The following is a 24,470-nucleotide window of genomic DNA, read 5'->3' on the forward strand; positions in this document are numbered from 1 at the left end:
CTTATACCTCTTCATTATAAAGGAAAACCATGCAGAAGGGAACGAGTGGGTTGAAGGGGACAGGCACGACGACCTGTCTACGCTTTAAAGAATAGACGGGGGGAATTATCTGTCCCATTGGCCCCACCATTAGTCCCAATTATCAACAACCCAATTCCAAGCAGCAATAGCACCATTCCTATCCAAGAAGTAGCATTCAAGTTTTCCCCAAGCAAAAACACCCCGAATAAAGCCGCCGTCAACGGCTCTGCCAAAGCAAGCGTAACCGCCGTGGAAGAGGAAACATGCATAAGGCCTCTTGCAAAAAGTATGTAAGCTACTCCCGTTGTCATCACACCAAGATAAAGAACGATGCTCCACCCACGCACATCCGTCACCCATGTCATATCAAATACAAGCATAAACGGGGCTAAAAAAACGGCGCTAAGTGTAAACACCACTGCGACAATAGAAAGAGACGGGAATTTCCCTGCCAGGTCCCTGCTAACAATGGCATATACGGCAAACGAAAGCCCGGCTCCTAATGCCATTAACACGCCTATGGGATCGACCACGACAGAATCTTTATTGAGAAAAAGCATCAGGCAGCCCAAAATAGACAAAAAAGTCGAACTCCACCAAATTCTACTCGGAAGCCTTTTGAGAAAGAGCCATTCGAGAAACCCCGATAACACCGGGGCACTCCCTATCGCAACCACCGTTCCAATCGCCACACCTGTTACCGTCACGGCAGTGAAAAACAAAGGCTGAAACAGCGCCATGCTTAGCGCCGCAAGAAACGTCGCCCGGAGCGGCCAATTCGTTAGGCTCAAACCGCCAGTCAGAAAAACAAGAATTAATAAAAAAACACCCCCAACCGCTAAGCGGGCAGCCCCTACGGCAACTGGATGCGCTGCTTCAGGCGCAAAAGTCTGCGCCGTACCAGTCGTCCCCCAAAGGACAGCGGCAAATAAAATAAAAAAAGGAGCTAATTTTCCGTTCAAAGCCCTCACCCCATAATTTTACTTCTCCAAAAGCTTATACTTCTCCTTCAACGAAGCAGGTGCCATCTTCACAATCCGCTCCAACACAAACGTCACGACCATCACATCATCCAACACACCAAAGACCAGAAGATAATCCGGAATCAAATCAAAAGGGAAAACCACATAAGCGAGCAGAAGCACCACACCCACTATCTTTTTCGCCCCGGGTACTTCGCCTGATCTAAAATAATCTATTAAAAAAGGAATGAACCTCCAAAAAGTGAAAATAAACTTTAAACGTCTGACGAACCTCCACATGGTGCTACCTCCTTTTGTGTTAAGGGGACAGGTTCCTCGAACCGTCTATGCTTTAACGTACAAATGGGCTGACGAACCTGTCCCCTCAGCCCTTCTTATATTTACTCAATAACCCTTCTGGTATATGACAATAATCATCTGGGCATCTAGTTAACCTATCTTGATGTTCTTCAGCACTTCTCACATAGTTTTTAAGAGGCAACACTTCCACCACTATACGGTCGCAATCCGCTCGATTATTAATAAACGCCCTCGCCTCTTCTAGCTGTTTACTTTCTTCACTATAGACTCCCGTTCTGTATTTCTCCCCAACATCCTCTCCTTGTTGATTCAAACTATACGGATCAATTATTTCAAAGTAATACTCCATTAACCTAGTCAAAGTGACAACATTCGGTTCAAACTCCGTTTTTACACATTCCGCATACCCATCATACTCGCCCTCAAGTGTATGGCTTGTGCCATTCGCTCTTCCTGCTTCCGTAAACCTAACACCAGGCAACGTTTTAATAAACGCCTGTACACCCCAGAGACATCCACCAGCAAGATATACTACTTCCATGTTTTCACTCCTTTTGGGTTGTAGGGACAGGCAGACCCGCCTACGTCATCATTTATTGTTACAAAAACCCCAAACTCTCTATCATTAAGTAAATTCCTGTAAAAATTAAGATTATATATGTAAATATACGAAAAATTCTTTGATTAATCCATTTAAATAATAATTGTCCTACATACAATCCTACAAAGACCAAAGGCAAGCCCCATAAACTTGATACCCAAATGGTCTTATTTGTCCCAACAAAGATCATTTGAATGACTAAACTAACAAAGTATATAAAAAGAAAAAAGGCCAGTGTAGTTCCCCTTAATTTTTCTTTTTCGGTATTAGTCCCTGAAAAATATAATAACAACGGTGGTCCAGGCATACCTATACTTGTTGTGAACAAACCTGATAGCCCACCTACAAGTAAATCTCTCTTCTTATTTTGCTTAATACGAAATTTTAAGACGAGCATTACTGTCAGCACTAAAATAATAAGGCTCACTGCTAATTTCAATCTATCTATATCTATTAACAGGAAAATCGTCATTCCAATGGGCAGACCCATAACGCTCCCTGCCACAAACCTTCCAAGTATCCCAAAATCAATGTCTTTTCTAATTTTCATTATTAAGGCCATGGAAATGATCAAGGACAAAATTAAGTTTATTTGAATGGCTTCACTTGGTTCAAATAGTAAAAGAAGAAACGGCGTAGCCAAAATCGAAAAGCCAAAACCAGTACTCGTTTGAAGTACAGAAGCGATTAGAATGATTAATATAAATGCTGTTATCTCCATAAAACACCTTCTTCTTTATAAAAAAAAGACACCGTTAATAAACAGTATCTCCATTACCAATATTTTAACATTAGGTGGGTTTTATGGACAGGTTCCTTGGCCCGTTTATACCTTAAAGCGTAGACGGGCTGAATTACCTGTCCTCTTGTACTTATTAGTCTGTTTAAACCCAGGAGTACACGAATTTAAAAGAATAATCTCATATTTTTCAGGATCTAGTTCATTAACAGACCCATCAGCTACACCATTAAACAAATGTACCTAGAACTCTGCATACCGTGATATAATAACTCTAATTATTCAAAAATATTAAAATACTAAGTTATTGTAAGCGTTCTTATTGCGAGGGGGGTTATGGTGTGGAAGTTGTAATAAAGAAAAAGTTCCGGATATGGCCTAAAAAAAGAAGATGGCAAGTCACCATTTCGGTAGCATTGACTATTTTATTACTTGCTATCGTCGCAGTTGGTTACTTGTCCTGGCTACTAAATAAGAGCGTACCGCAGACAGAAGGAACGATTGAAGTAAATGGACTAATCGAAGTTGTAAGCGTTTACCGAGATGAGGCAGGTATCCCTCATATTGAGGCCGAAAATCAGCATGATCTTTTCTTCGCACAAGGCTATGTAACAGCACAAGATCGTATCTTTCAAATGGATTTAAGTAGAAGACAAGCATCCGGTATGCTAAGTGAAGTTGTAGGAAAACAAGCGCTTGACCGGGATAAATTTTTTAGAACGTTAGGATTAAGAAGAGCTGCGGAAAAGTCGTTGGATTATTATTCTGAAGAAGCAAGAAAAGCATTAGCATCCTATGCTGAGGGAGTAAATCAATATATTAAACAGGCGAAAGCAGCCAATACTCTACCTATTGAATTTACAATTATGGGGTATGAACCGGAAGAGTGGACTGATTTGGATTCCATTACGATTGGGAAATACATGGCCTTTGACCTTGGAGGGCATTGGGAAGGGCAAGCGTTTCGTCATCACCTAATACAAAACTTTCCGGAAGACAAGGCGCTAGAACTTTTTCCAAGCTATCCCGAAGATGGTCCATCCATTATCCAAGCTGTAAAAGACTCTACCATTGATATTGGAGAAAGCTTTGCCGGAGCCGTTATCCCCCACGAATTTAACGGAAGTAATAATTGGGTAGTAAGCGGCGAAAAAACTGAATCCGGCTTTCCGTTACTAGCGGATGACCCTCATCTTGGGTTAGCAACTCCTTCAATATGGTATGAAACACACCTTCAATCCCCTGAGATTAACGTTAGTGGTGTTATTTTTGCAGGAATTCCGGGTATTATTCTTGGCCGAAATGAAACAATTTCTTGGGGTGTGACGAACGTTGGACCTGACGTACAGGATCTCTACATAGAAAAGCGCAACCCAGATAACAAGCATGAGTTCCTGTATAACGACAAATGGGAGCGCGCTGAAATAATAGAGGAAAAGATTTTCATTAAAGACGAGGAAGCACAAGATTATGAGGTAGTAGTGACAAGACACGGCCCAATAATGTCTGAGTTCGCACATTACGAAGATACGAATACCGCACTTGCCATGAAATGGACGGCACTAGAACCTTCCACAGAGCTCGAAGCTGTACTCAAGTTTAGCAAAGCAACAAACTGGGAGGAGTTTAAAGAAGCCTTAACATTCTTTCATACACCAGCGCAGAATTTCGTCTTTGCTTCTACAGATGGAACGATTGCGTACCGCGCGAATGGCCTTATCCCTATTCGAAAGAAAGGAGATAGCTTACTTCCGGTACCAGGTTGGACGGATGAATATGAATGGGAAGGATATATACCGTGGGATGAGCTTCCAACCGTTGTAAACCCCACTGAAGGCTATATAGCGACAGCAAACTACAAAGTGATGGGAGAGGAGTATCCGTACCATATCTCGAATATCTGGGCTCAACCCTACCGTCAGCAAAGAATTCAAGACGTTTTAGAATCTAAAGAGAAATTAAATGTGGATGACATGATGCAACTCCAATTCGATCATTACAATCTCCAAGCTGAAGAGTTTGTCCCAATCCTATTAAAAAATACAGATATATCTAACCTTAGAGAGATTGATAGAGAAGCCTTAGAGACATTTAAAAACTGGGACTTTACAGACAGTACCGATTTAGCTGCGCCCTTACTCTTCCACTTTTGGATGGAGGAGATTGCTAATTTGTTGTTTAACAATGATATTAGTGAAGACGTACTAAAACTCTTTGAAGGAAAAGGCAACGTGGTAGATCAACTGATAAGGGAAGCACATCAAGGAAAGGAAGGAATCTGGATTACTGAAAAAGGTGGTTTACAGAACGTTCTGCAGGAATCTCTTACAAATGCCGTTGACCGAGCGAGTAATTTCCAAGGAGAAAAGCCAGCTAATTGGAAATGGGGAGAAGTGCATGCAGCCGAGTTCTCTCACCCATTGTCAGCTGTTAATCCTTTACACCTCCTTTTCAATAGAAAAGGGGCTTTGCCAATGAGAGGAAGTAGGGTGACCGTTGGAGCTGCTGGCTGGAATAGTGAAACAGGAAAAGTAAACCACGGTGCCGCCTGGAGAACGGTTGTGGACATGAAAAACCCATTAGAGAGCTATAATGTCGTCGGTCCAGGTCAGTCTGGTCATGTGATGAGTCCTTGGTACCATGATCAGATGGATGATTGGACGGAAGGAAGATACCATCAGACATTCATGGGTGATGAGTATCGCGAGGAAGCTAAGACGCTAGTTTTACAACCAAAATAAATAGGAATGGATATAGAAAGCGAGTAAACTCTAATTTTTTAGATTACTCGCTTTTTACTCTCTGTAATGAGTAAACTCTCTTCTCTGCCAGGCACTCTACTGCCCTTCACCCATATTTCTTCTGGTGATCTTTCTTCCTCTTTAGATAATCCTCGTCCTCTCGAGCAAGCTTCCATTTTTCCTTAAAAATAGCTGCTGATTCAGCTTTCACAGAATCGATCTGCCTTTCATTTACCTTGCCATCCTCATCGTATTTCTTCCCACCTTTATAATTGGTGTAACGGCGGGCCCGTGTATATCCCATCTGCAGGAATTTTCTTGCCATGTCCATCCCGACAAAATCTTCTTTTTCCTTGTAATTAAGAAACATCTGATAGATATTATCGGATGACTCCTCTGCAATTTTCGGGGTCTTAAAACGCCAATGCTGCAGGATTTCACTTTTATAAGGTTCCACCAGCAAAACACCCTGTTCTCCCCTGCCAACCCTATACAGTTCAGGATTTTTGCGAAAATCTATCTTTTCAAAATCCAAATTATAATCGAAAGCCATGATTGTCACCTCTTTTTAATTGGGGAATACCCTTGGGAGAATATTTGTATGCACAGAAGAAATTTGGCAGATATATGCCCGTTTATTTAAAAAAGTAACTAATGCCCTGTCAGGCTCTATTAAAGTGCATATTATATCTATGAATCTATGAAAATAAAGGAGGTTATAAAATGGAAGAAAATATTTTAAAGTCTATCAGGCATGGCTTGGGGAATATCTGCAATATCCCTCACATTGGCACACATTTAATTACCGTCGTTGATGAAGAAGGCAGAAGTAGAACATCTCTAGCAAGTGAAGAGATTTTAAGACCAGGGGAGATTGGTGTTGTGTTTTGCTTGCCTATTTTGGGAGCTCCAACGAGAAGATTACCAGACGTCAACTTAAGAGGAGACCAATATGTAAGAATTTTTTGCGGCCTAACCACACTTGACGTATTTTGCGAAAGAAGAGTAAGTGGCCCGCCAGCACAAACGATTTCAATGAGAACAGGCGAATTTGTTGTCGTTACTTGCGATCGATGATTATTCTAAGCTAGACAAACAGGGACGGCTCTGCTGCTTTGGTAGCAAAGAACCGTCCCTGTTTTGCTTTTTACTTTATTTTGGTGAAACCTAGAGGTGCTTTTTTCAACTCTGCTTCACACTTAATATGGTCACTGTCACCAAGATGATTGCCATACCTCCAAGCTGGGTTGCTGTAAGCAGTTCACTCAAAACAATAAATCCAAAAAGGGATGCAGTGACCGGTTCCATCATTGCAATAATGGAAGCTGAAGTCGGTGTTGTCCGTTTCAAACCAACTACATACAAGAAGAATGACAAGCCTGCTCCCAATATCCCTAAAAGAATCATCCATAATAAGTCCGGTGAGTTAAAGACAGAAACTGCTTCACTCCGGTCAGTGAAAAACATCGTAATGATAGTAAAGGCAAGAAATGCGATCGTTAAAATCCCTTGCGGTTGCCCGTGGCGGGATGCATATTTGAAACCAAAAATGAATAATGCATACGATAATCCGGCGCCTAAGCCTGCACCAAGTCCAAGCATCGTGATACTATCGGAGCCAATGCTGTAAACCTCTGTCAGCAATACCACTCCAGCCATCACAAAAACAATAGCCAGCCATTTAAATAATGACGCCTGTTCAAGACGAAATATAAAAGAAATAAGAAGAACAAAAACCGGCGCTGTATACATCAATGTTGCCGCTACCGCAATACTGGCCTCAGAGATACTGACAAAGTAGAAAATAAAATTCCCTGCTACTCCAATACCCGCAACAATAGACCAGAACAGCAACGGCTTATTCCACCTGGTCGGCTGGAACAAAAACCAAATAAGAATACATAATAAACCTACTGTTCCCCTATAAAAGGAGATGACCAGGGGATCCCAACCTTTTTCCATTAAGAAGCCGCCTAGTCCACCAGAAATGCCCCATAATATTGCTGCTAAAATTACTAATCCTATCCCACCAAGACGCATACTGTTACCTCCACATATCCCATTTAAAATCTGTAAAGGTAACAATACCTCTTAGTAGAGGTTTTATAACTTACTTTGGTGCGCGGATTAGGTATTGTTTCTAATAAAAACCCAATAAAAAAACTTACCTATGGTACGGTTCTCCTATCGAATACCTGTCTATTTTTGGAACCCAGCACCCCATACCTCTCTCTATATTTTTTTAAATTTTAGCAAATACTATATTCATCTTGTTTTCTGATGGAGAGATGATTTGAGTGTTACGTAAAAAGACAAGTTCGATACATTTTTTCTTGTTATTTGTTGTTATTCTTATTCTTACTTGGTCGCTTATTAAACCTGTAGAAGGTTATATGGTTTTGTTGGTGGAGATTTTACCTTCAGTATTAGTTTTAATATTTTTAATATCAACATACAATAAGTTTCGCCTTACCACTGTTTCCTATGTCATCATTACCCTTCTTGTCATTTTAACGTTTATTGGAGGGCATTATTCTTATTCCAAAGTCCCTCTTTTTTCATGGATCAAAGATTATTTTGATTTACAAAGAAACCATTATGATCGGTTCGGTCATTTTCTTAAGGGTTCTATTGTGTTAGTTATTATAGAGATATTATTAAGAAAAACAGCTTTATCTAAAAGTAAAACCACAAATTTTATTGCTCTATGTATAACACTAGCAATCGGGGCTTTCTATGAAATCGTTGAGTGGGCAAGTGCAAAAATAGGAAATGAGGGAAAAGTCACAAAAGATTTTTTAGGTATGCAAGGAGATATATGGGACGCCCAGTGGGATATGGCACTTTTACTAATAGGGTCCATTCTTTCGCTTTTATTTACAAAGATTCTTTATAAAGATTTAAAAAATTTAGATAATTAGTTGATATCTTGGTTGGAGGGACAGGTACTTCGACCCACCTGTGCTTTAAGGAATAAACGGGTCACCCATTCAGATTTTTAGTGTAAGAGCTGGTCAATTTAATCCAATAAAAATATCCCGCTCCAATATAGGAAGGGGACGTTTTATGCTGGGAATTCATCACTATCAAGAAGTGTTGGCTGTTGGCTGCAAATCAGCCGCTAACTAATCTGACCTCACAAAATTTCGATAGAATTCGGGGCACTGTGACGGGAGTATATCAAAATGCAACAGATTTTAAATAAGCAAGAACCTTGCAATCAATCTATTTCCTCACTAATATATCACGAGTTAAGGCAGAAACAGCATCCACTCCCGCAGTAGCCATCGTTGCATCAAGGTCATAAATGAAGTTATCTAATACTTCTTGAACCCCTTCTTTGCCATTAATTGCAAGACCATAAACATATGGCCTGCCCAAGAGGACAGCATCTGCCCCCAGTGCCAGGGCTTTCACTACATCTGTTCCTTTTCGGATACCACTATCAAAAAGAACAGGGATTCGCCCTCCCACTTCATTAACAACCGCTGGTAAAGCTGCGATGGAGGAGATGCATCCATCAAGCTGCCTTCCTCCATGGTTGGACACAATGATTCCGTCTAATTCGTACTCGATAGCCTTTTTAGCATCTGATTGCTAGGCGAACAGGCCAATTTCTCTTGGAAAACAGGGTCCGAAAAATAATTCCCAGATGCCGCTCCGAGCTTGAATGGAGCGTATTGATTGGTTAAATCTGCTACTCTAAAACCAAGAGCCGGCATATCCACTGTAATGACGATTGCTTCATATCCTGCCTGCTCGGCTCTTCTAATGAAGCTTAAGGTAATATCCATATCACTGCTGCAGTATAGCTGAAACCATCTATCTCCGGCCTCCGCTGCAATTTCTTCAAGTGAAAAAGAGGTGACTGTGCTGGCAATGATCGGGATTCCTACCTGCTTGGCAGCCCGCGAAACAGCTAGTTCAGCTTCCGGATGAACAATACCCAGATTACCGACTGGAGCTAGAAGATAGGGTGTTTTATAGTTTTTTCCAAAGAGAGATATTGATAGGTCGCGCTTGGAAACATCCCGTAGAAATTTTGGCCTTATTTTCCATTTGCGAAGGTCTGCTATATTATCTCCCATGGTTTCCTCATCCCCTGAACCACTTTTTATATAAGTGAAGGGATGAGAATCTAAGATACTTTCTGCTTTTTTTTCTAGATCGGCAAAATGATATAGTTTCATAATAGATACCTAATCTTTCTTAAGCTTTGATGCTATGGTATTTCCAAGTGACTGTAATCCCTGAACAAGGATGATCAGTAAAAATACGGTGACATACATAACATCCACTTCATAGCGAAGATGCCCGTATCTATAGGCCAGGTCACCCAATCCGCCAGCACCAACCAGTCCTGCCATCGCAGTCGCCCCAATCAATCCTATTGTTGCGATAGTCAAGCCTAAGACGATAGATGATCTTGCTTCCCTAATCATAACATTCCAAATGATGTCTTTTGTCTTTATTCCCATTGCTTCATATGCTTCTAGAATGCCTTTATCCACTTGTAGTAGAGAAGATTCCATCAGCCTTGCAATATAGGGGGCTGTATACACAACAAGTGGTACAAGCACACCCTTCACACCAATTGAGGTACCAACAAGAAATTTAGTGAACGGCAGAATGAAGAACAATAAAATAATAAATGGTATAGAGCGGATGATATTAATGATAGTGTTCAAGAAACCTTGGAGGTATTTGTTTTCAAGACTTTTCCCTGGCCTTGTTAGAACAAGGAAAACACCAAGAGGCAAACCAATCACAATAGATATGGATAAGGAAATCGAAACCATTTGGAAAGTCTGAATTATTGCCTCCCAAATATCTATTCCCCAATTGTCAATAAATGCTTTCATCGTCTAGGCACCTCCTCTATAATGATTCCTTGTTCTTTTAAGTATTGAATGGACTTATCTGTTTCTTCTATTGAACCTTTTAAATGTACAAGCAAGCTTCCAAAGGGGATTCCTTTGAGCTGCGTGATATTACCAGAAAGAATGTTTGGGTACACATCAAATTTTTTGCTGATAGTCGCAAGTGCCGGGTCGTTCGAAGAGGATCCGATATACTTAAAGGACACAATTTTACCTGAGTCTTGAAGGGTCCTGGTAATCTCATCTGTTAGCTGATGGTTAAACAGACTATTGACAAATTTTTGCGTCGTTTCCTCTTTTGGACGAGTAAAAATATCTACGGTTTTTCCCTGCTCAATAATTTTCCCATTTTCCATAACTGCCACTCTATCGCAGACACGTTGGATAACGTGCATCTCATGAGTGATGAGAAGGATGGTTATTCCCAACTCCTCATTGATTTTTAATAATAGGTCTAAAATAGATTCTGTTGTATCAGGATCGAGGGCACTTGTCGCCTCATCACTTAATAAAATCTCTGGTTCATGTGATAATGCACGGGCAATCGCGACCCGTTGCTTTTGACCTCCAGAAAGTTGAGCGGGAAAGGCATCCGTCTTATCATTCAATCCAACGATAGACAAATACTTTTTTACTCTTTCATCAATTTTAGACTTGGGCAAGCCTGTTAAACGCAGGGGGATGGCAATGTTATCGTAAACCGTCGCTGTCTTCAAAAGGTTAAAGCCTTGAAAAATCATGCCGATCTTTCTTCGGGCAAGTAACAGTTTCTGTGAAGATAATGAAGTAAGGTCCGTTCCGTCTACCAGGACCATCCCCTTAGAAGGCCTTTCCAGAAGATTTACGCACCGGATCAACGTGCTTTTCCCTGCACCACTATAACCGATCACACCATAAATCTCTCCTTTTTGGACCTCCAAGGAAACATCGCGCAATGCCTCTACCTTTCCTTTCTTTGATATAAATGTCTTTTCTAGATGGTCTAACTTAATCATTATTTTCCTCCTACTCTAAGAAGTAATGAGCCGCTATAGTTAGCAGCTCCTTCTTTTACCAAGATGCAACAACAGAACCTCCAAATGTTTCTTCAATAAATTGCTTCACTTCGTCTGAATGATAAGCCTTAATCAATTTCTCTAAGACTGGGTCATCTTTGTTTTCCGTGCGAACAGCAAGCAAGTTTACCCAAGGAGAGTCACTTGGCTCCATGAAAATGGAATCCTCCGTAGGTACAAGTCCGTGTTCCACAGCAAAGTTTGTGTTAATCGCAGCAGCAGCCAACTCATCTAGCTGACGCGGGATTTGAGATGCCTCAAGTTCCACGAATTCAAGATTTAATGAATTCTCCTCCACATCTTTTACGGTAGCTGCAACCCCTACACCTTCTTTAAGCTTGATTAATCCCGCTTGTTCAAAGAGGATAAGGGCACGGGCCCCGTTTGTTGGATCATTGGGTAGTCCTACTTTATCTCGCTCTTTTAATTCACTTACGTCTTTAATGGAAGAAGCATACATTCCCATTGGAAAGTTAACTGTAGTAGCTATCTCTACAAGATCTAAGTTCCGGTCTTCTTTAAACTTATCCAGGTACGGCTTGTGCTGGAAGCTATTTGCGTCTAATTCCCCTTCTGCAAGGGCTACATTTGGCATTACATACTCGTTGAACACGACAATTTCAATCTCCAGGCCATCTTCTTCTGCTACTTCCTTAACCTTCTCTAAAACTTGTTCATGAGGGCCCGCGGTCACGCCAATTTTCAACTTATCCTCACTTAACGCTTGTCCTCCTCCTTGCTCTCCACCACACGCGGTGACTACCAACAATAAAAGAATGCTCATGCATAAAACAGCTATTTTTTTCATATTAATTTCTCTCTCCTTCTTTTTGTAATGCTTCTAGTCTTTCAATGGCAGCAACTATATCTTGCTCCTTGAATTTCTCTTTCATAAAGTGGATGGATTCCTGAGGCACCAGTGCCTTTTCAGCGATTGTACGGATATCTTCCTGCCCCTGGATAGATAGGTGCTTACATGAGGAAAGCAACCCTATTTGTCTATAGAATGGGAGCAGCGCTTTGATTTCTTCTTCGTTCCCCTGCAGTGCAAGTTGTACTAAAATTCCATATGCCACCTTTTCCCCGTGAAGGAGTCCCTTTGTGCCAGGGAGATGGGTGAGAGCATTATGAATCGAATGGGCTCCGGCCACTCTTCCAAACTCATCCCCAAATCCCCCTACCATTCCCCCCAACAAAATATTCGCTTCCATAATGGTGAGGACAGAAGAGGATAAGTTGCCTTTCTCGCAATCTATCAGAGCTTGATGGCTTTCCTCTAACAAACGGTCCCTACTTAACTTGGCCGCATACAGTGCTACCTCAACAGGCAATGGCGTATACTCCAAATCGTGTACAAGGGCATTTGCCTCATACCATTTTGCGAGCGTATCCCCAATCCCAGCCTTCAAATACTCTAATGGCGCCTCAAGAATCACTCTTGGTTCTACAAGGACCATATAGGTGCTTCGTGGAAAGACCGTGTAGGTTTGGAAACGTCCCTCATCATCATAAATGACGCTTAAAGGTGTCCAAGCTGCACAGGTAGAAGCCAGTGTGGGTATGAGGATAACGTCTGTTCTAGCCTCATGGCTTGTAGCCTTTGCAAGATCGAGGACTTTTCCTCCCCCAATTCCAATGACAGCATCGATATGTAAGCACTGTGCCTGTTCTTTACATCTTTTAATTTCAGCTTCTGAACATATCCCAGAGTAAGCAACATATGTAGTTTCAATTTCCGCAAGCTCCGGCCAATACGGTTGGATGGCCTGGAAGGACTTCTCGCCATGGATGATAAGCAAGGAACGGATATTTCTTTCCTTTAATAGCGCGGACAATTCTTGCAGTACATCCACCTGGCATTTATAAAAGCTTGGTGCTCCTTGAATTCGAATCGATATGTTCGTCACCCCCTCAATGTGTTGGAGACTAAAATAAAAAGCCTCCCTAAAAGAAGAGAGGCTTACGTATCAAAAATACTCCATCCTCTCTCATCTTCCAAGACACTCCAAGTGTCTTGCTGGAATTAGCACCTTTCCTTACAAAAACATAAGAATGGTTGCCGGGCATCATAGGGCCAGTCCCTCCGCCTCTCTTGATAAGAGAATTTACATATTAAATTAGCAAAATTCTAAAACTTAATAGTTAGTATAATCTGCATTTTTAGCACTGTCAAGGGGTAAAGCGACAAAGGATGCCACATCTGTGCTGTTCCCTCTACCATTCCACAAAAATATGCTCCAATTTAGGAAGGGGGACTCTTTATGCTTCTTTCATCATTTTCACTTGTTTTTTCATTCGTTTATCGGCCTTATGCTCATTTACCGGTAGCTGACTAAAACGAAGCCCTAAATTTCGATGAAATTCGGGTCGTCACTGTGACGTGATTTCATAATAAATCAGTTTCCCATAACCCAAGCTGGCCTTTTGCTGGGATACGTTCATTCAAGATCTTCATGTCTTGAACCTCCCAAGCATATCCTCCCACATTAAAATCTCCTAAAAAAAAATCATTTCCTGATACGATTTGTCCATTTTCCAGGACTGCTGATGTCTGATTTTTTTCAGTTATCTTCAGACAATTTTCAAGCCGGCCTACAGCAATGATCATACCGGTCGGAAGGGTCTCTTCTGTATATCCATGCTTACCGAGCAGCGAACGGATGGCCACATGCCTGCAGACTGCCTTATCTATTTTTTTACTTGTATGAATGGCCAGCGACCCACGATAATTTGTTTTCCATGACCTTGTTTCAAATTCATTCTCTCGAAGGACAAAAAGACTTGCCCAGGGCTGAATCATAGATAATACCTTCATTCTCCCGGCCACCAATCTATAAAGTTTCGTTTGTCTTATCGTGTCCGTAGAGAAGAATATTATTAGCAAAAAGGGACCTACGAAAAAGGATAACGATTATACAAGCTGACTGTCGCTCTTTGCATCTATTTGTGATACGGTTCACCACTTTTCTGGTAAAGCAGATACATATCTCTTGTACATTTACAAAGGAAATTTATGCTTTAATATAGGAAAGACTATTCTTATCTTTAAGTCTGTTAATTTTATTCTAGTATAAGAGGTGATTTTCATGGTGGATTTTGAATGGTACAGGAGTTTCATTTATATATATAAATACAATTCAGTATCTGAAGCGGCTAAAGCCCGAATTATGACACAACCTGCAATGAGTCAACACTTGGCTTCTTTAGAAGCAGAAGTTGGTGAACTTTTGTTTACTAGAACTTCGAGAAAAATGGTTCCCACGGAAAGAGGAAAGGAGTTATATTCTCAAGTAGCCCCCCTTATTGAGTCATTAGAAGTAACTAGTTTAAGTTTTCACTCTATCTCTTTGCCCACTCTTTCCATAATAAGAATCGGCTCTGCGATCGAATATTATTATGAAAATATTCTTCCTGAACTTAGTGAATTTAATACATGTACTGTTTCACACTTTGGAACTGCCGACCAACTACTTGAACTATTAAAGGAAGATAAAATAGATATCGTTATTACTTCACAAAAGTATCAATCACCGGGAATTGAATACTCATTTTTATGTGAAGAAGAATTTGTAATTGTTGCACCAAAGCACTTGGAAATACCAGAGAACTTGAACTTGAAGTCAAAAGAACAATGGCTTTTATCTCAAGAATGGATTAGTTATGGGTTAGATTTACCAATTATCAGAAGACTATGGAGAGAACACTTTAAAAAAAGGCCAATTATTAAACCAAATCATATTATTCCAAATTTACATCTTATATTAAAGGCTATAGAAAGTGGAATGGGAATAAGTCTAATTCCAACTTATATCTTAGTAAATTCAATGCACGAAGAAAAATCAAAAGTATTATTTAAGGAATTAAAAATTAATAATAAATTATATATTGCATATAAAACTAAAAATAAACATTTGCCAGAAATCAATAATTTAGTGAAAAAACTTTTAATGAAAATATAACTAATTATAAATGTTTTATATTAAGTCATTCAGTTCATACTGGATGACTTCTTTTATTTTTTTCCTCGCAAGTCATTTATCAAAATGGTACAAGGTATATGCTTGTTCTTTAATATAAATATATTTATACATTATCCACAAAAACATAATTTGTTTTATAGGTAATGTAGGATTAGAATAGCCAATGTAACAAAATAAATTAATGGAGGTAAAATCTTATGGCAAAAAAGATTTTAATGGTTGTTACTAATCATAAAGAACTTAGTAAAGATAAGCAGACTGGTATTTGGTTATCGGAATTTGCTGAAGCATATATTGAATTCACGAAAAAAGGGTACCAAGTTACAGTTGCAAGTCCCCTTGGAGGAAAAAGTACAGTTGATCCTAGTAGTGTAGATGTGAATACACCACAGGAGATTCTAGATACTGAAAAGTATTTACAGAACACTTTGAAACTAGATGCTATATCTTACCAAGATTTTGATGCAATTTTCCTGCCGGGGGGACATGGTACAATGTTTGACCTTCCTAATAGTAAAAAACTTCAGGAATTGTTACGGGACTTCTTCGAAGGGGATAAGATTGTTGCTGCAGTTTGTCATGGTCCTGCGGGATTAGTTGGTACAACATTATCTAACGGTCAACCACTTGTTTCTGGTAAACGCGTTAACGCGTTTACAGACAGAGAAGAGGCGGATACAGGACTAGGGGAGCAACTTCCTTTCCTATTGGAAAGTAGAATTCGTGAATTAGGGGCTATTTTTGTGGCTGCCCCAAACTGGTCATCTCATTACGAAGTGGATGGTAATTTGATTACTGGACAAAATCCTCAATCTACATTGGCTGTTACAAAAGCAGTTATTGAAAGATTAGGTTAAGATTTTGGAGACTGATAAAAGATATTATCAGTCTCCTTCTTACTTGTTAAATTTCCAATAAATATAAAGGAGGGTTCCATATGGACTCACTCAATAATAATAAAGTAAGTCTCTCTAAAACTAAAAGTTCAACAGTTGCTCTGTATGCCCTCACTCTAGGCGCATTTGCCATTGGCTTAACGGAGTTTATCATAATGGGACTACTTCCAGAGGTTGCCGAAAGTATGCAAGTCTCTATTCCGATGGCTGGCTTGCTAGTTACTGGATATGCTCTAGGAGTTGCTATAGGTGCTCCAATCATTACAGTTGCAACTCATAAAATGAAACGTAAAGAACTCTTACTTTTCCTCATGATTCTTTTTATTTTAGGAAATGCATTAGCGGCTCTTGCACCTAATTATACTACTTTAATGGTTGCACGTATCCTAGCAGCACTAACACACGGTTCGTTCTTTGGAGTAGGGTCTGTTATTGCAGCGGAATTAGTTCCTAAAGAAAAACGAGCAGGTGCTATAGCCATTATGTTTACTGGCCTAACCTTAGCCAATATTTTAGGTGTACCCATCGGAACCTTCCTAGGACAAGCATATGGTTGGAGATCAACATTCTGGGCAATTACAATAATTGGTATTATCGCATTAATAGGAATTATTTTTTTAGTACCAACGGTTAAAGCAGCAAAATCTAGTTTACGTCAAGAATTAGGAGTTCTACGTCGCCCTACCTTTCAGATTGCACTCTTAATGACGGTTTTTGGATTTTTTGGAGTATTTACTACCTTTACCTACATTACACCAATTTTAGTAGATATCACTGGATTCTCACCAAAATCAGTACCATATATACTAGTTCTCTTCGGGATTGGTGTTACAATTGGAAATATTTATGGCGGAAAATTAGCAGACAGAAAGTTATTTCCCTCATTAATTGGTATTCTTATCATTTTAGCAATTGTGCTGGCCATCTTTAGTATTATCGACCAGAATAAAATTTTAATGTTATTAACTGTTTTTATTTTTGGTATGGCTGCATTTGGGATAGTTCCCGGATTACAACTGAACGTATTGAATACTGCTAAAGAAGCACCAACTTTAGCCTCTACCTTAAACATTGCTGCATTCAATCTAGGTAATGCACTTGGCGCATATACTGGAGGAATAGTAATTGATTTGAATATTGGTGGTGGGCTTCCTGCTGTTCCTTTAGTTGCATCACTGGTAACGGTTGTTGGGATATTTTTCACGTTATGGGGTGCACAGCAACAAAAGAGAAATAATCAACAAGGATTAAACCATTAATAAAAGGAGACCGTCTAGTTCGGTCTCCTTCTCTTTAATTAAGTGTTTTTAATACATCATTATTTAATAATACTTCCACTCTCTATTTTACCACTATTTATGATACGGTTCACCCCGATTAATTCTAAACCCCCGATAAACCTGCTCCAACAATATCAACTTCATCAACTGATGCGGAAACGTCATCTTCGAAAATGACAACGTATCATTCGCCCTTTTCATCACATCACTGCTCAAACCCAATGATCCGCCAATAACAAACGCCACTTTACTCTTCCCGTATGTGGCAAGCTTATCCATTTCCTTCGCCAACTCTTCAGAGGAACGCTGCTTTCCTTCAATCGCCAAAGCAATCACATGGGTATCTTCAGAAATCTTCCCTAGGATACGTTCGCCTTCTTTATTTTTCACTTGTTCCATTTCGGCGTCGCTTAGTTGCTCTGGTGCTTTTTCGTCTGGAAGCTCTACGATGTCTATTTTTGCGTAGGCACTCAAGCGTTTCAAATATTCATCTATACCTTGTTTCAAATACTTCTCTTTCAGTTTTCCAATTGTGATTATTGAGATATTCACATGTCATACCACCTTGCAAACAGTTTATCCACAAAAGTTATCCACATATCAACAGTTTTCACCCACATTTAGTGGGCGAATATCAGTTCCCCACCATATATACAGCAGGTTCAGAACATAATTCACAGGTTGTTGATAACTTCTCTTCTTCCGGTATCAGCTCCAATATTGGTGCTTCTTCGTGCTCATCTATGTACATTTCCATCGCTAATTCAATATGCTCTAAACAACATTTCATTTTATCCACAATCCTTTCCATTCCTTCATTAACCTCACTAGAATACCATTTATCCACATGTGTGGAAACAGAAAGAGGAGAGATTTCTATGATCCCTCCCCATTTCTCCTATTCGCCGGTTGTATCTTCTGTCAAATCAACGGTCGTTGTTTTCTGGTCTTGGCCTCGGTAAAATGTAACTTCCATTTTATCGCCGACCTGTTTTTCATTATAAAGATGTTTTCGCAGCTCAATAACATCCCGAACCTGATCGCCATCCAGCTCCACAATCACATCATATTCTTTCAATCCAGCATTGGCAGCAGGTGAACCAGGTGCTACACCCGTGATATACACGCCTGCACTAACATCTTTCGGAAGCTTTAACGTCTGTTGCCAGTGATAGCTGGACACATCCGACAACGAGCCGATGCTGACACCGAAATAAGGACGTTTTACCTGTCCATATTGCTCCAAGTCATTAATAATTGGAATCGCAGAGTTGACCGGAATGGCCAAACCGATACCTTCTACCGCAGACTGAGCAATTTTCATCGAGTTGATTCCAATCACTTTTCCTTGGATATTTATTAAAGCTCCTCCACTGTTGCCTGGGTTGATGGCAGCATCCGTCTGCATAACATCCGCATGCCAGTCAGGTGTGCCGTCCCTGTTCACATCCACAGGAATGCTTCGGTCAGTTCCCGAGATGATTCCTTGAGTGACTGATCCGGAAAATTGCAAACCGAGTGGGTTTCCGATGGCGATAACGGGTTCGCCTGTGCGGACGCTGTCAGAGTTTCCGAAGTCTGCAACCTTTGTGACCATTTCATCTTCCATGGACAACACAGCAAGATCTGTGAGCGGATCTTCTCCAAGCACCTCTGCCGGCACTCTTGTCCCGTCTATAAGGCTCAGTTCTACCTGCCCAGCGCCTTCAATAACATGGTAGTTCGTCACCACATAAGCTTTACCATTTTCTTTTTTATAAATAACACCAGAGCCTGTTCCTGCTTCGCCTTCCTCGTCTGTTTCTGTTTCCGTGTCGTTCCAGAAGGAGGCGTTTTGCAGATTGATAACCCCGACAACTGCTTCTGCTACATTATCTACCGCTTCTGTGACACCTGACGTTACATTGACAGAGACATTGCGAATCTCCGCTGCCGTTCCGCCCGATTCAGGTTGTTCTGGCAACTGCTCACGTTCCTCTACTGCCTGACGCTCGCTCCCATCTGGCATTATTCGTCCTGTTAGCCCAGGGAACGCCACAACCACTAGTAATACTCCAAGTGATAATGCTACAATTCCAGGGAGAAAATACTTCCCCCTGTTTCCTTTTTGTTTTGAGTGATCAGATGGATCTTGTTTGTCGTAATATCCCATGTTGTCCTTCCTTTCTTTTCACGTCACAACCAAAATTTGTACGTTGCATCGTGTAAAAAAGGCAAAAAGAAAGGCGCTATAAGCCTAAGATTTTTACACGAAAGCAAGCGCGGTTGGTTTGTTCGGGTCTGTGTCATACAGCTCCACTTGTTCTCCCACCATTACACCTTTTGTGGCAAGTGTTTGCTGAACAGACATCCTCGCTAGATCTTTCATGTTATTATCTTTACTTAAATGCGCCAAATAAATACGCTTCGTTTTGTCTCCCATGACATCTGCCATGGCAAGGGCTGCATCCTCATTGGATACGTGGCCGACATCGCTTAAGATACGGCGTTTGATGCTCCACGGATAGTGTCCCATCTGCAGCATCTGCACGTCATGATTGCTCTCAAAAACATAGGCGTCGGCATTGGAAATGATGCCTTTCATCCTGTCACTCACATAACCTGTGTCGGTGATGACCACGACCTTTTTATCGCCATCATGGAAGGAATAAAACATCGGCTCTGCAGCATCGTGAGATACACCAAATGACTGAATATCAAGTCCACCGAATGTTTTCACCTGTTCGATTTCAAAATTAAACTTTTGCTCTGTCGGGATAAGGCCAACCAGGCCGTCCATCGCCATCCATGTCTTTTCGTTGGCATAAATCGGGAGCTTGTACTTTCTCGCAAGTACGCCAAGTCCCTTAATGTGATCGCTATGCTCATGTGTTACTAAAATTCCGGATAGGTCTTCTATTTTTCTGCCTATCCCGTTAAACAGTTCTTGCATTTTTTTGCCGCTCAAACCAGCATCGATTAAGAAAGAATGCTCCTCTGTTGCGACATAAATTGCATTTCCTGTGCTGCCGCTTGCTAGCACGCTAAAATGCAGGCTCATGTCACTTCACTCCAATGTTCGATTTTCTTTTTTTATAACGGACCCTTCAAACGCGTTCACGTAAAAGTCCTCTTCCTCATTGACTACAATATGCCAAGTCGGGATTAATACATGAGAATTGGTATAGTCGACGAGGGTGTAATATCCTAGCGTGACGTTTCCTACCTCGCTCCCCGGCTTCAAATCTCCTGTATTATACAGATTATATAATGCATCCAAGACGGAAATGACGTCCTGTTCTACATCCATTTTTTCTGTATCGACAATATAGGTTTGTTCGTAAGAAATCAACTCGTTTAAATCGTTGAGATACGCTACCACCATCGCACTGTCATTGCTATAAATATTTTTCCCATCATATTGTTGGAAGAAAATAAGGCTTCTGTTTTGTGGATTAAATCCCCAGAACTCATATTTCGCCCCAAACAATAATTCTTCTTTAAAAATAGTCTCTAATCTAGTAATCATATTCATTTCAGGTAAGGGTATTGGCTCTTCCCAAGTAGAAACTAACTTGATGTCTTCTACAATCTCCGCCTTTTGCCCATTTTCCGTTAACTTCGTTGTATCCTCTTCTGTAAATACATAGCTGTTTCCGCTTATATAACTTGCTTTGTCCGGTGCCTTTGGCAGTTGGCCATACGATATTTCATCTACTTTGAACTGCTCTTCCATAGAAGCTTCCGCCAAGATTTCCAGCTGATTGTTCTTCCTTTTTTCAAGAATTTGAAAAACAAGGAATACATTGAGGATAAGAAAGGTAATGATGAAAATGGTTTTGGTTCTCCTCCAATCCATTCTACATCCCTCCTTCTAAATCATCGTTGCCGGTAAAATTTAATTTGTTCCAAGCATTGTTTTCCTTATACACCCAAATCGGTTCGATAATATAAACATCCGATTCTCTCTTCAATTCATACCCGACTCGTATGTCCTGGATATTTTGAAGGTCACTGAAGTTGTCGAGTTCTCGCTGAACTTCTCTTCCTGAGGGGATGTTTGTCCCAATCGATTTCCAAGACAGAAATTCAAAAACAGGTCTCACGTATTCATAAATCTCATTATTTCGCCATGACTGGGAGATATCTGCCACGCCTCTTTCACCAAAATGGTAGATCGGATAATCCCCGATGAACATTCTGTAGACCACATTATGCTCGATTGTGCTGCTCGTCCAAGTATCAAGTTTGAACCGCTCCGGCTGTCCTGTCCAACCACTGTGTTCGTTCACGAACTCAATTCCCCGTTCAATCACATTAAAGTCCATGGAATTCCCGAGTCCTGTATTCCCCGGATTAACGTAGTGCAGATTATTATAGGGACGGGATACACTCATCAGACTGGAATCATCCCTGAAAACTATTCCGTCTGTTACTTGATCTCTTGTGACTATGCTTGGGTTGCTGAATAGGGCATTTTTAAAATCTTCCGGATTCAACTGTTTCGCATAATAATACCCAGTGCGGACTTTTGGCGCTTGTTCTGGGAAAAACACATACCGATTTTCATCTACTTCTTCATAAATGAATGTTGGTAAGATTTTAGCCGTTTGATAAAACGTTCGAGATAACTCATTGGTAGAAAGATTACGAACCTTAGCTTGGTACACTTTTCTTTCTTCATATTGAACTAAATAAATGATTGGTTCACTTCCAACCGTTTCTCCAGAAAAATCAATCAGTATCCGATTGACGGAAATATTCGGAGGTTCACTATCACTAAAACCTGTAATATATCGAAAGGTTTGCAACGGAATGTTTGTTGGAAAAACAACCTCCATTTTTCCACTTCCATGCATGAAAGAGTAGAAATCTTCCTCCGAGTAATTAGCTATCTCAATATCAAAAAGACTCCATCTTTCCAACTCTTCCATAAATAAATTAAGATCTTCTAGTTCCTCTGTTCCGTGATGAATACCATCAAAATGGTATAACAATTTGCTAGGTTGAATAAGCTGGCCTATATCCTGCTTTTCGTTAATTTCCACTTCACTAATGGTGCTGTCGCCTTCGTCTATATAATCAAAATCCGGCTGATAGGTCCATAAATTCCAGGTGAGAATCAAGCTTGTCAGGACAAGAATGGTTAATACAAGTGATTTAATATTTTCGTATTTCATTCCCAGTCACCTTCTTGTTCTTCCTCGGAAATGGGAAGTGTAAAGTAAATAGTTGTGCCTTTTCCTTCCACACTGGAGGCCCAGATGTCTCCATCATGTGCTTGAATCATTTCTTTCGCTATTGCAAGACCCAGACCGGTCCCGCCAAGCATTCTTGTTCTTGCTTTATCCACTCGATAAAAACGTTCAAAAATCTTATTAAGATCCGATTTTGGTATTCCTACTCCTTGGTCACTAATACTGACCAAAATCTGATTAGCAGCCTCTTCAATATCCACAGTAAATGTGATTGTACCACCTTCAGGCGAGTATTTCATCGCATTCGAAATAATGTTATCTAACACCTGTGTTATTTTATCTGTATCAATGGAAACAAAGATTTCTTGGTTAGGCATACTTCTGACAAAATCCACTTTTTGAGATTTAGACATTTCGAAACGTTCAATGATTTTATTAAAAAACTCAACAAAATCGACGCTATTTTTGTAAAAGTTATAATCTCTTGAATCCATTTTGGATAACTGCAACAAATCATTCACCAAACGAATCATTCGCTCTGTCTCTGTTTGCGTGACATCCAGGAACCTTGGAGCAATCTCATCATCCTGCCATGCTCCATCTGCCAACGCTTCTAAATAGCTTCTCATCGTAGTCAAAGGCGTTCTGAGCTCATGCGACACATTTGCAACAAACTCTCTGCGTTCAAGATCTATCTTCTCTTGCTCCGTAATATCATGTAAAACGGTTATCAAACCATTGATGAACCCTGTTTCCTTTTGAATGATAGAGTTACTAGCACGCAAGATATATGGCTCTTTTTCGGTACTAAAGTCCAGAATGAGTGATTCTTGTTCAGATACAAGTTGATCAAAGGAATGAGTTTCTTCAATCCCGAGCACTTCTACAATCGGTTTATTCAGTACTGTTTCACGTGAAACGTTCAGCATCCCGAGGGCAGGCTCATTAATCAAGATTATCCTGCCTTTTCTGTCTGTCGCAAGAACTCCATCCGTCATATGGGACAAGACAGAGCTCAACTTCCTTCTTTCCCCTTCGGTAGTCGCCTGTGCTTCCTGCAGTTTTTTCGTCAGGTTATTAAAGGATAATGCCAACTGGCCTATTTCATCATTACCGTAAATGTTTACTTTCCTGGAGAAGTTACCTCTTGCCATTTCAAGCGCTTGTTTTCTCATATCAGACATCGGTCTTGTAATGGTTTGGGCAAGCAAAACACCAAGCACCGCTGTGACCGCAAGCGCAATAGTGGTCCCCGTTGCAAAGATGCTGTTGATTTGACGCATCTGGGCATAGACCTTTTCCATGGACGCTTCTAAATAAATAGCGCCAATGATATCTTGATTGTTCGATTTGACGGGTGCTGCAATCAGCCTTAGACGATTCTGGGTTTGCTTTTCGATGACCGTCTTCCTCGACATCTGTCCTACTACCAATGCCCGTTTAACCAGCAATTCTGTCGTCCTTTTCCCTACACTTGACTGATTGTAAGGATTGGACGTTCCGAGGACCTTGCTTTGGTTATTGGTTATGCGAATTTCTTCTATATCTTCCATCGTGACATCTTGTAACACCGTTCTTATATCTTCTTCAATGGTTGGTGTCGTATCATCACGTTGTTTTTTTATTTCCTGCTCAATGCTATAAGCGAGTAAATGAATTCTCTCTTCAAGTGATTCGTTAAAGTTAGTGGTCAACTGATTTTCAAGCTTACTGACAAAATAGACCCCAATTATCTGAATAGCAATAAGGATTAGCAATACGTAAATCAACACAAATTTAAGATGAATGGACCGAAAAAAACCTACCTTTTTCATGGA

Annotated in this window: 26 protein-coding genes and 1 riboswitch; of the genes, 6 read left to right on the top strand and 20 right to left on the bottom strand. The window is 40.5% G+C overall.

Annotated elements, in window-relative coordinates; translation table 11 throughout:
* Positions 1-77: 77 nt before the first annotated feature.
* The 4 genes from B4U37_RS21350 to B4U37_RS21365 form a co-directional block, all read right to left on the bottom strand.
* Entirely contained in the window at positions 78-983 is a 906-nt protein-coding gene (locus tag B4U37_RS21350; protein WP_088020001.1) for a DMT family transporter, read from the bottom strand.
* Between the two features lie 18 nt (positions 984-1,001).
* Positions 1,002-1,283, bottom strand: coding sequence for a YkvA family protein (locus tag B4U37_RS21355; RefSeq protein WP_088020003.1), 282 nt, complete (start codon positions 1,281-1,283; stop codon positions 1,002-1,004).
* An 85-nt stretch (positions 1,284-1,368) separates the two neighbouring features.
* Positions 1,369-1,845, bottom strand: coding sequence for a peptide-methionine (S)-S-oxide reductase (locus tag B4U37_RS21360; RefSeq protein ID WP_088020004.1), 477 nt, complete (start codon positions 1,843-1,845; stop codon positions 1,369-1,371).
* Between the two features lie 58 nt (positions 1,846-1,903).
* Positions 1,904-2,626 (bottom strand): sulfite exporter TauE/SafE family protein, encoded by a 723-nt coding sequence (locus B4U37_RS21365; protein ID WP_088020005.1) that lies wholly within the window; start codon positions 2,624-2,626, stop codon positions 1,904-1,906.
* A gap of 359 nt (positions 2,627-2,985) precedes the next feature.
* Between B4U37_RS21365 and B4U37_RS21370 the strand changes: the two genes are divergently transcribed.
* Complete coding sequence (locus tag B4U37_RS21370) at positions 2,986-5,385, top strand: penicillin acylase family protein (RefSeq protein WP_088020006.1); 2,400 nt, start codon at positions 2,986-2,988, stop codon at positions 5,383-5,385.
* A gap of 106 nt (positions 5,386-5,491) precedes the next feature.
* Here B4U37_RS21370 and B4U37_RS21375 read toward each other — a convergent pair whose 3' ends face one another.
* On the bottom strand, positions 5,492-5,938 hold the full coding sequence (locus tag B4U37_RS21375) for a DUF4385 domain-containing protein (RefSeq protein WP_088020007.1): 447 nt from the start codon (positions 5,936-5,938) through the stop codon (positions 5,492-5,494).
* Between the two features lie 170 nt (positions 5,939-6,108).
* Here B4U37_RS21375 and B4U37_RS21380 point away from each other — a divergent pair, with 170 nt between their 5' ends.
* Positions 6,109-6,462, top strand: coding sequence for a hypothetical protein (locus B4U37_RS21380; RefSeq protein ID WP_010197812.1), 354 nt, complete (start codon positions 6,109-6,111; stop codon positions 6,460-6,462).
* A 105-nt stretch (positions 6,463-6,567) separates the two neighbouring features.
* On the opposite strand, the gene B4U37_RS21385 is transcribed toward B4U37_RS21380, so the two are convergent.
* Positions 6,568-7,425, bottom strand: a complete 858-nt coding sequence (locus B4U37_RS21385) for a DMT family transporter (RefSeq protein WP_088020009.1) — start codon at positions 7,423-7,425, stop codon at positions 6,568-6,570.
* A gap of 257 nt (positions 7,426-7,682) precedes the next feature.
* Here B4U37_RS21385 and B4U37_RS21390 point away from each other — a divergent pair, with 257 nt between their 5' ends.
* Positions 7,683-8,306 carry a DUF2238 domain-containing protein gene (locus B4U37_RS21390; protein ID WP_088020010.1) on the top strand — a complete coding sequence of 208 codons (624 nt, stop codon included), beginning with the start codon at positions 7,683-7,685 and terminating at the stop codon, positions 8,304-8,306.
* A gap of 304 nt (positions 8,307-8,610) precedes the next feature.
* On the opposite strand, the gene B4U37_RS22510 is transcribed toward B4U37_RS21390, so the two are convergent.
* The 7 genes from B4U37_RS22510 to B4U37_RS21420 all read right to left on the bottom strand — a co-directional run bounded on the left by B4U37_RS22510 (position 8,611) and on the right by B4U37_RS21420 (position 14,135).
* The gene (locus B4U37_RS22510) at positions 8,611-8,934 is read right to left on the bottom strand and encodes an alpha-hydroxy-acid oxidizing protein (protein WP_245840023.1); all 324 of its coding nucleotides are present in this window, start codon (positions 8,932-8,934) and stop codon (positions 8,611-8,613) included.
* Positions 8,935-8,945: 11 nt separating this feature from the next.
* Positions 8,946-9,575 carry an alpha-hydroxy-acid oxidizing protein gene (locus tag B4U37_RS21395; protein WP_245840024.1) on the bottom strand — a complete coding sequence of 210 codons (630 nt, stop codon included), beginning with the start codon at positions 9,573-9,575 and terminating at the stop codon, positions 8,946-8,948.
* Between the two features lie 9 nt (positions 9,576-9,584).
* Positions 9,585-10,247 (bottom strand): methionine ABC transporter permease, encoded by a 663-nt coding sequence (locus B4U37_RS21400; protein ID WP_088020012.1) that lies wholly within the window; start codon positions 10,245-10,247, stop codon positions 9,585-9,587.
* A complete protein-coding gene (locus B4U37_RS21405) occupies positions 10,244-11,260 on the bottom strand; it encodes a methionine ABC transporter ATP-binding protein (protein ID WP_088020014.1) in 1,017 nt (338 codons plus the stop codon). Before B4U37_RS21405 ends, B4U37_RS21400 begins: the two co-directional genes overlap by 4 nt.
* Positions 11,261-11,315: 55 nt before the next feature.
* The gene (locus tag B4U37_RS21410; protein WP_088020016.1) at positions 11,316-12,128 is read right to left on the bottom strand and encodes a MetQ/NlpA family ABC transporter substrate-binding protein; all 813 of its coding nucleotides are present in this window, start codon (positions 12,126-12,128) and stop codon (positions 11,316-11,318) included.
* A gap of 1 nt (position 12,129) precedes the next feature.
* Positions 12,130-13,227: an iron-containing alcohol dehydrogenase family protein gene (locus B4U37_RS21415; RefSeq protein WP_157663870.1), complete on the bottom strand. Its 1,098-nt coding sequence runs from the start codon at positions 13,225-13,227 to the stop codon at positions 12,130-12,132.
* Between the two features lie 78 nt (positions 13,228-13,305).
* A riboswitch (SAM riboswitch) is annotated at positions 13,306-13,422 on the bottom strand.
* A 284-nt stretch (positions 13,423-13,706) separates the two neighbouring features.
* Positions 13,707-14,135, bottom strand: a complete 429-nt coding sequence (locus B4U37_RS21420) for an ASCH domain-containing protein (RefSeq protein WP_088020020.1) — start codon at positions 14,133-14,135, stop codon at positions 13,707-13,709.
* 271 nt (positions 14,136-14,406) lie between these two features.
* Between B4U37_RS21420 and B4U37_RS21425 the strand changes: the two genes are divergently transcribed.
* The 3 genes from B4U37_RS21425 to B4U37_RS21435 all read left to right on the top strand — a co-directional run bounded on the left by B4U37_RS21425 (position 14,407) and on the right by B4U37_RS21435 (position 17,455).
* Positions 14,407-15,279, top strand: a complete 873-nt coding sequence (locus B4U37_RS21425; RefSeq protein WP_088020022.1) for a LysR family transcriptional regulator — start codon at positions 14,407-14,409, stop codon at positions 15,277-15,279.
* Positions 15,280-15,497: 218 nt separating this feature from the next.
* Positions 15,498-16,157, top strand: a complete 660-nt coding sequence (locus B4U37_RS21430; protein ID WP_088020024.1) for a type 1 glutamine amidotransferase domain-containing protein — start codon at positions 15,498-15,500, stop codon at positions 16,155-16,157.
* Positions 16,158-16,237: 80 nt separating this feature from the next.
* Positions 16,238-17,455 (top strand): MFS transporter, encoded by a 1,218-nt coding sequence (locus B4U37_RS21435; protein ID WP_088020026.1) that lies wholly within the window; start codon positions 16,238-16,240, stop codon positions 17,453-17,455.
* Between the two features lie 93 nt (positions 17,456-17,548).
* On the opposite strand, the gene rlmH is transcribed toward B4U37_RS21435, so the two are convergent.
* From rlmH to walK, 7 genes are all read right to left on the bottom strand, one after another.
* On the bottom strand, positions 17,549-18,028 hold the full coding sequence (rlmH, locus tag B4U37_RS21440; RefSeq protein WP_088020028.1) for a 23S rRNA (pseudouridine(1915)-N(3))-methyltransferase RlmH: 480 nt from the start codon (positions 18,026-18,028) through the stop codon (positions 17,549-17,551).
* A gap of 82 nt (positions 18,029-18,110) precedes the next feature.
* Positions 18,111-18,323 carry a CxxH/CxxC protein gene (locus B4U37_RS21445; RefSeq protein WP_425444096.1) on the bottom strand — a complete coding sequence of 71 codons (213 nt, stop codon included), beginning with the start codon at positions 18,321-18,323 and terminating at the stop codon, positions 18,111-18,113.
* 51 nt (positions 18,324-18,374) lie between these two features.
* Positions 18,375-19,628, bottom strand: coding sequence for a S1C family serine protease (locus B4U37_RS21450; protein WP_088020030.1), 1,254 nt, complete (start codon positions 19,626-19,628; stop codon positions 18,375-18,377).
* 93 nt (positions 19,629-19,721) lie between these two features.
* Complete coding sequence (locus B4U37_RS21455) at positions 19,722-20,516, bottom strand: MBL fold metallo-hydrolase (RefSeq protein ID WP_088020032.1); 795 nt, start codon at positions 20,514-20,516, stop codon at positions 19,722-19,724.
* 6 nt (positions 20,517-20,522) lie between these two features.
* Positions 20,523-21,314 carry a two-component system regulatory protein YycI gene (locus B4U37_RS21460; RefSeq protein ID WP_010197833.1) on the bottom strand — a complete coding sequence of 264 codons (792 nt, stop codon included), beginning with the start codon at positions 21,312-21,314 and terminating at the stop codon, positions 20,523-20,525.
* A gap of 1 nt (position 21,315) precedes the next feature.
* Positions 21,316-22,635 (bottom strand): YycH family regulatory protein, encoded by a 1,320-nt coding sequence (locus tag B4U37_RS21465; protein ID WP_088020034.1) that lies wholly within the window; start codon positions 22,633-22,635, stop codon positions 21,316-21,318.
* Positions 22,632-24,467, bottom strand: coding sequence for a cell wall metabolism sensor histidine kinase WalK (gene walK, locus B4U37_RS21470; RefSeq protein WP_088020036.1), 1,836 nt, complete (start codon positions 24,465-24,467; stop codon positions 22,632-22,634). Before walK ends, B4U37_RS21465 begins: the two co-directional genes overlap by 4 nt.
* Positions 24,468-24,470: the final 3 nt, after the last annotated feature.

This window comes from Sutcliffiella horikoshii, from assembly GCF_002157855.1.
GTDB classification, from domain to species: Bacteria; Bacillota; Bacilli; order Bacillales; family Bacillaceae_I; genus Sutcliffiella_A; species Sutcliffiella_A horikoshii_C.

What these genes read in the sequence shown, in the direction of transcription:
- B4U37_RS21355 (WP_088020003.1), bottom strand. Translation starts at nt 1,283, where the DNA reads ATGTGGAGGTTCGTCAGACGTTTAAAGTTTATTTTCACTTTTTGGAGG.
- B4U37_RS21360 (WP_088020004.1), bottom strand. Translation starts at nt 1,845, where the DNA reads ATGGAAGTAGTATATCTTGCTGGTGGATGTCTCTGGGGTGTACAGGCG.
- B4U37_RS21365 (WP_088020005.1), bottom strand. Translation starts at nt 2,626, where the DNA reads ATGGAGATAACAGCATTTATATTAATCATTCTAATCGCTTCTGTACTT.
- B4U37_RS21375 (WP_088020007.1), bottom strand. Translation starts at nt 5,938, where the DNA reads ATGGCTTTCGATTATAATTTGGATTTTGAAAAGATAGATTTTCGCAAA.
- B4U37_RS21380 (WP_010197812.1), top strand. Translation starts at nt 6,109, where the DNA reads ATGGAAGAAAATATTTTAAAGTCTATCAGGCATGGCTTGGGGAATATC.
- B4U37_RS21385 (WP_088020009.1), bottom strand. Translation starts at nt 7,425, where the DNA reads ATGCGTCTTGGTGGGATAGGATTAGTAATTTTAGCAGCAATATTATGG.
- B4U37_RS21395 (WP_245840024.1), bottom strand. Translation starts at nt 9,575, where the DNA reads ATGAAACTATATCATTTTGCCGATCTAGAAAAAAAAGCAGAAAGTATC.
- B4U37_RS21400 (WP_088020012.1), bottom strand. Translation starts at nt 10,247, where the DNA reads ATGAAAGCATTTATTGACAATTGGGGAATAGATATTTGGGAGGCAATA.
- B4U37_RS21405 (WP_088020014.1), bottom strand. Translation starts at nt 11,260, where the DNA reads ATGATTAAGTTAGACCATCTAGAAAAGACATTTATATCAAAGAAAGGA.
- B4U37_RS21410 (WP_088020016.1), bottom strand. Translation starts at nt 12,128, where the DNA reads ATGAAAAAAATAGCTGTTTTATGCATGAGCATTCTTTTATTGTTGGTA.
- B4U37_RS21420 (WP_088020020.1), bottom strand. Translation starts at nt 14,135, where the DNA reads ATGAAGGTATTATCTATGATTCAGCCCTGGGCAAGTCTTTTTGTCCTT.
- B4U37_RS21425 (WP_088020022.1), top strand. Translation starts at nt 14,407, where the DNA reads ATGGTGGATTTTGAATGGTACAGGAGTTTCATTTATATATATAAATAC.
- B4U37_RS21430 (WP_088020024.1), top strand. Translation starts at nt 15,498, where the DNA reads ATGGCAAAAAAGATTTTAATGGTTGTTACTAATCATAAAGAACTTAGT.
- B4U37_RS21435 (WP_088020026.1), top strand. Translation starts at nt 16,238, where the DNA reads ATGGACTCACTCAATAATAATAAAGTAAGTCTCTCTAAAACTAAAAGT.
- B4U37_RS21450 (WP_088020030.1), bottom strand. Translation starts at nt 19,628, where the DNA reads ATGGGATATTACGACAAACAAGATCCATCTGATCACTCAAAACAAAAA.
- B4U37_RS21455 (WP_088020032.1), bottom strand. Translation starts at nt 20,516, where the DNA reads ATGAGCCTGCATTTTAGCGTGCTAGCAAGCGGCAGCACAGGAAATGCA.
- B4U37_RS21460 (WP_010197833.1), bottom strand. Translation starts at nt 21,314, where the DNA reads ATGGATTGGAGGAGAACCAAAACCATTTTCATCATTACCTTTCTTATC.
- B4U37_RS21465 (WP_088020034.1), bottom strand. Translation starts at nt 22,635, where the DNA reads ATGAAATACGAAAATATTAAATCACTTGTATTAACCATTCTTGTCCTG.
- walK (WP_088020036.1), bottom strand. Translation starts at nt 24,467, where the DNA reads ATGAAAAAGGTAGGTTTTTTTCGGTCCATTCATCTTAAATTTGTGTTG.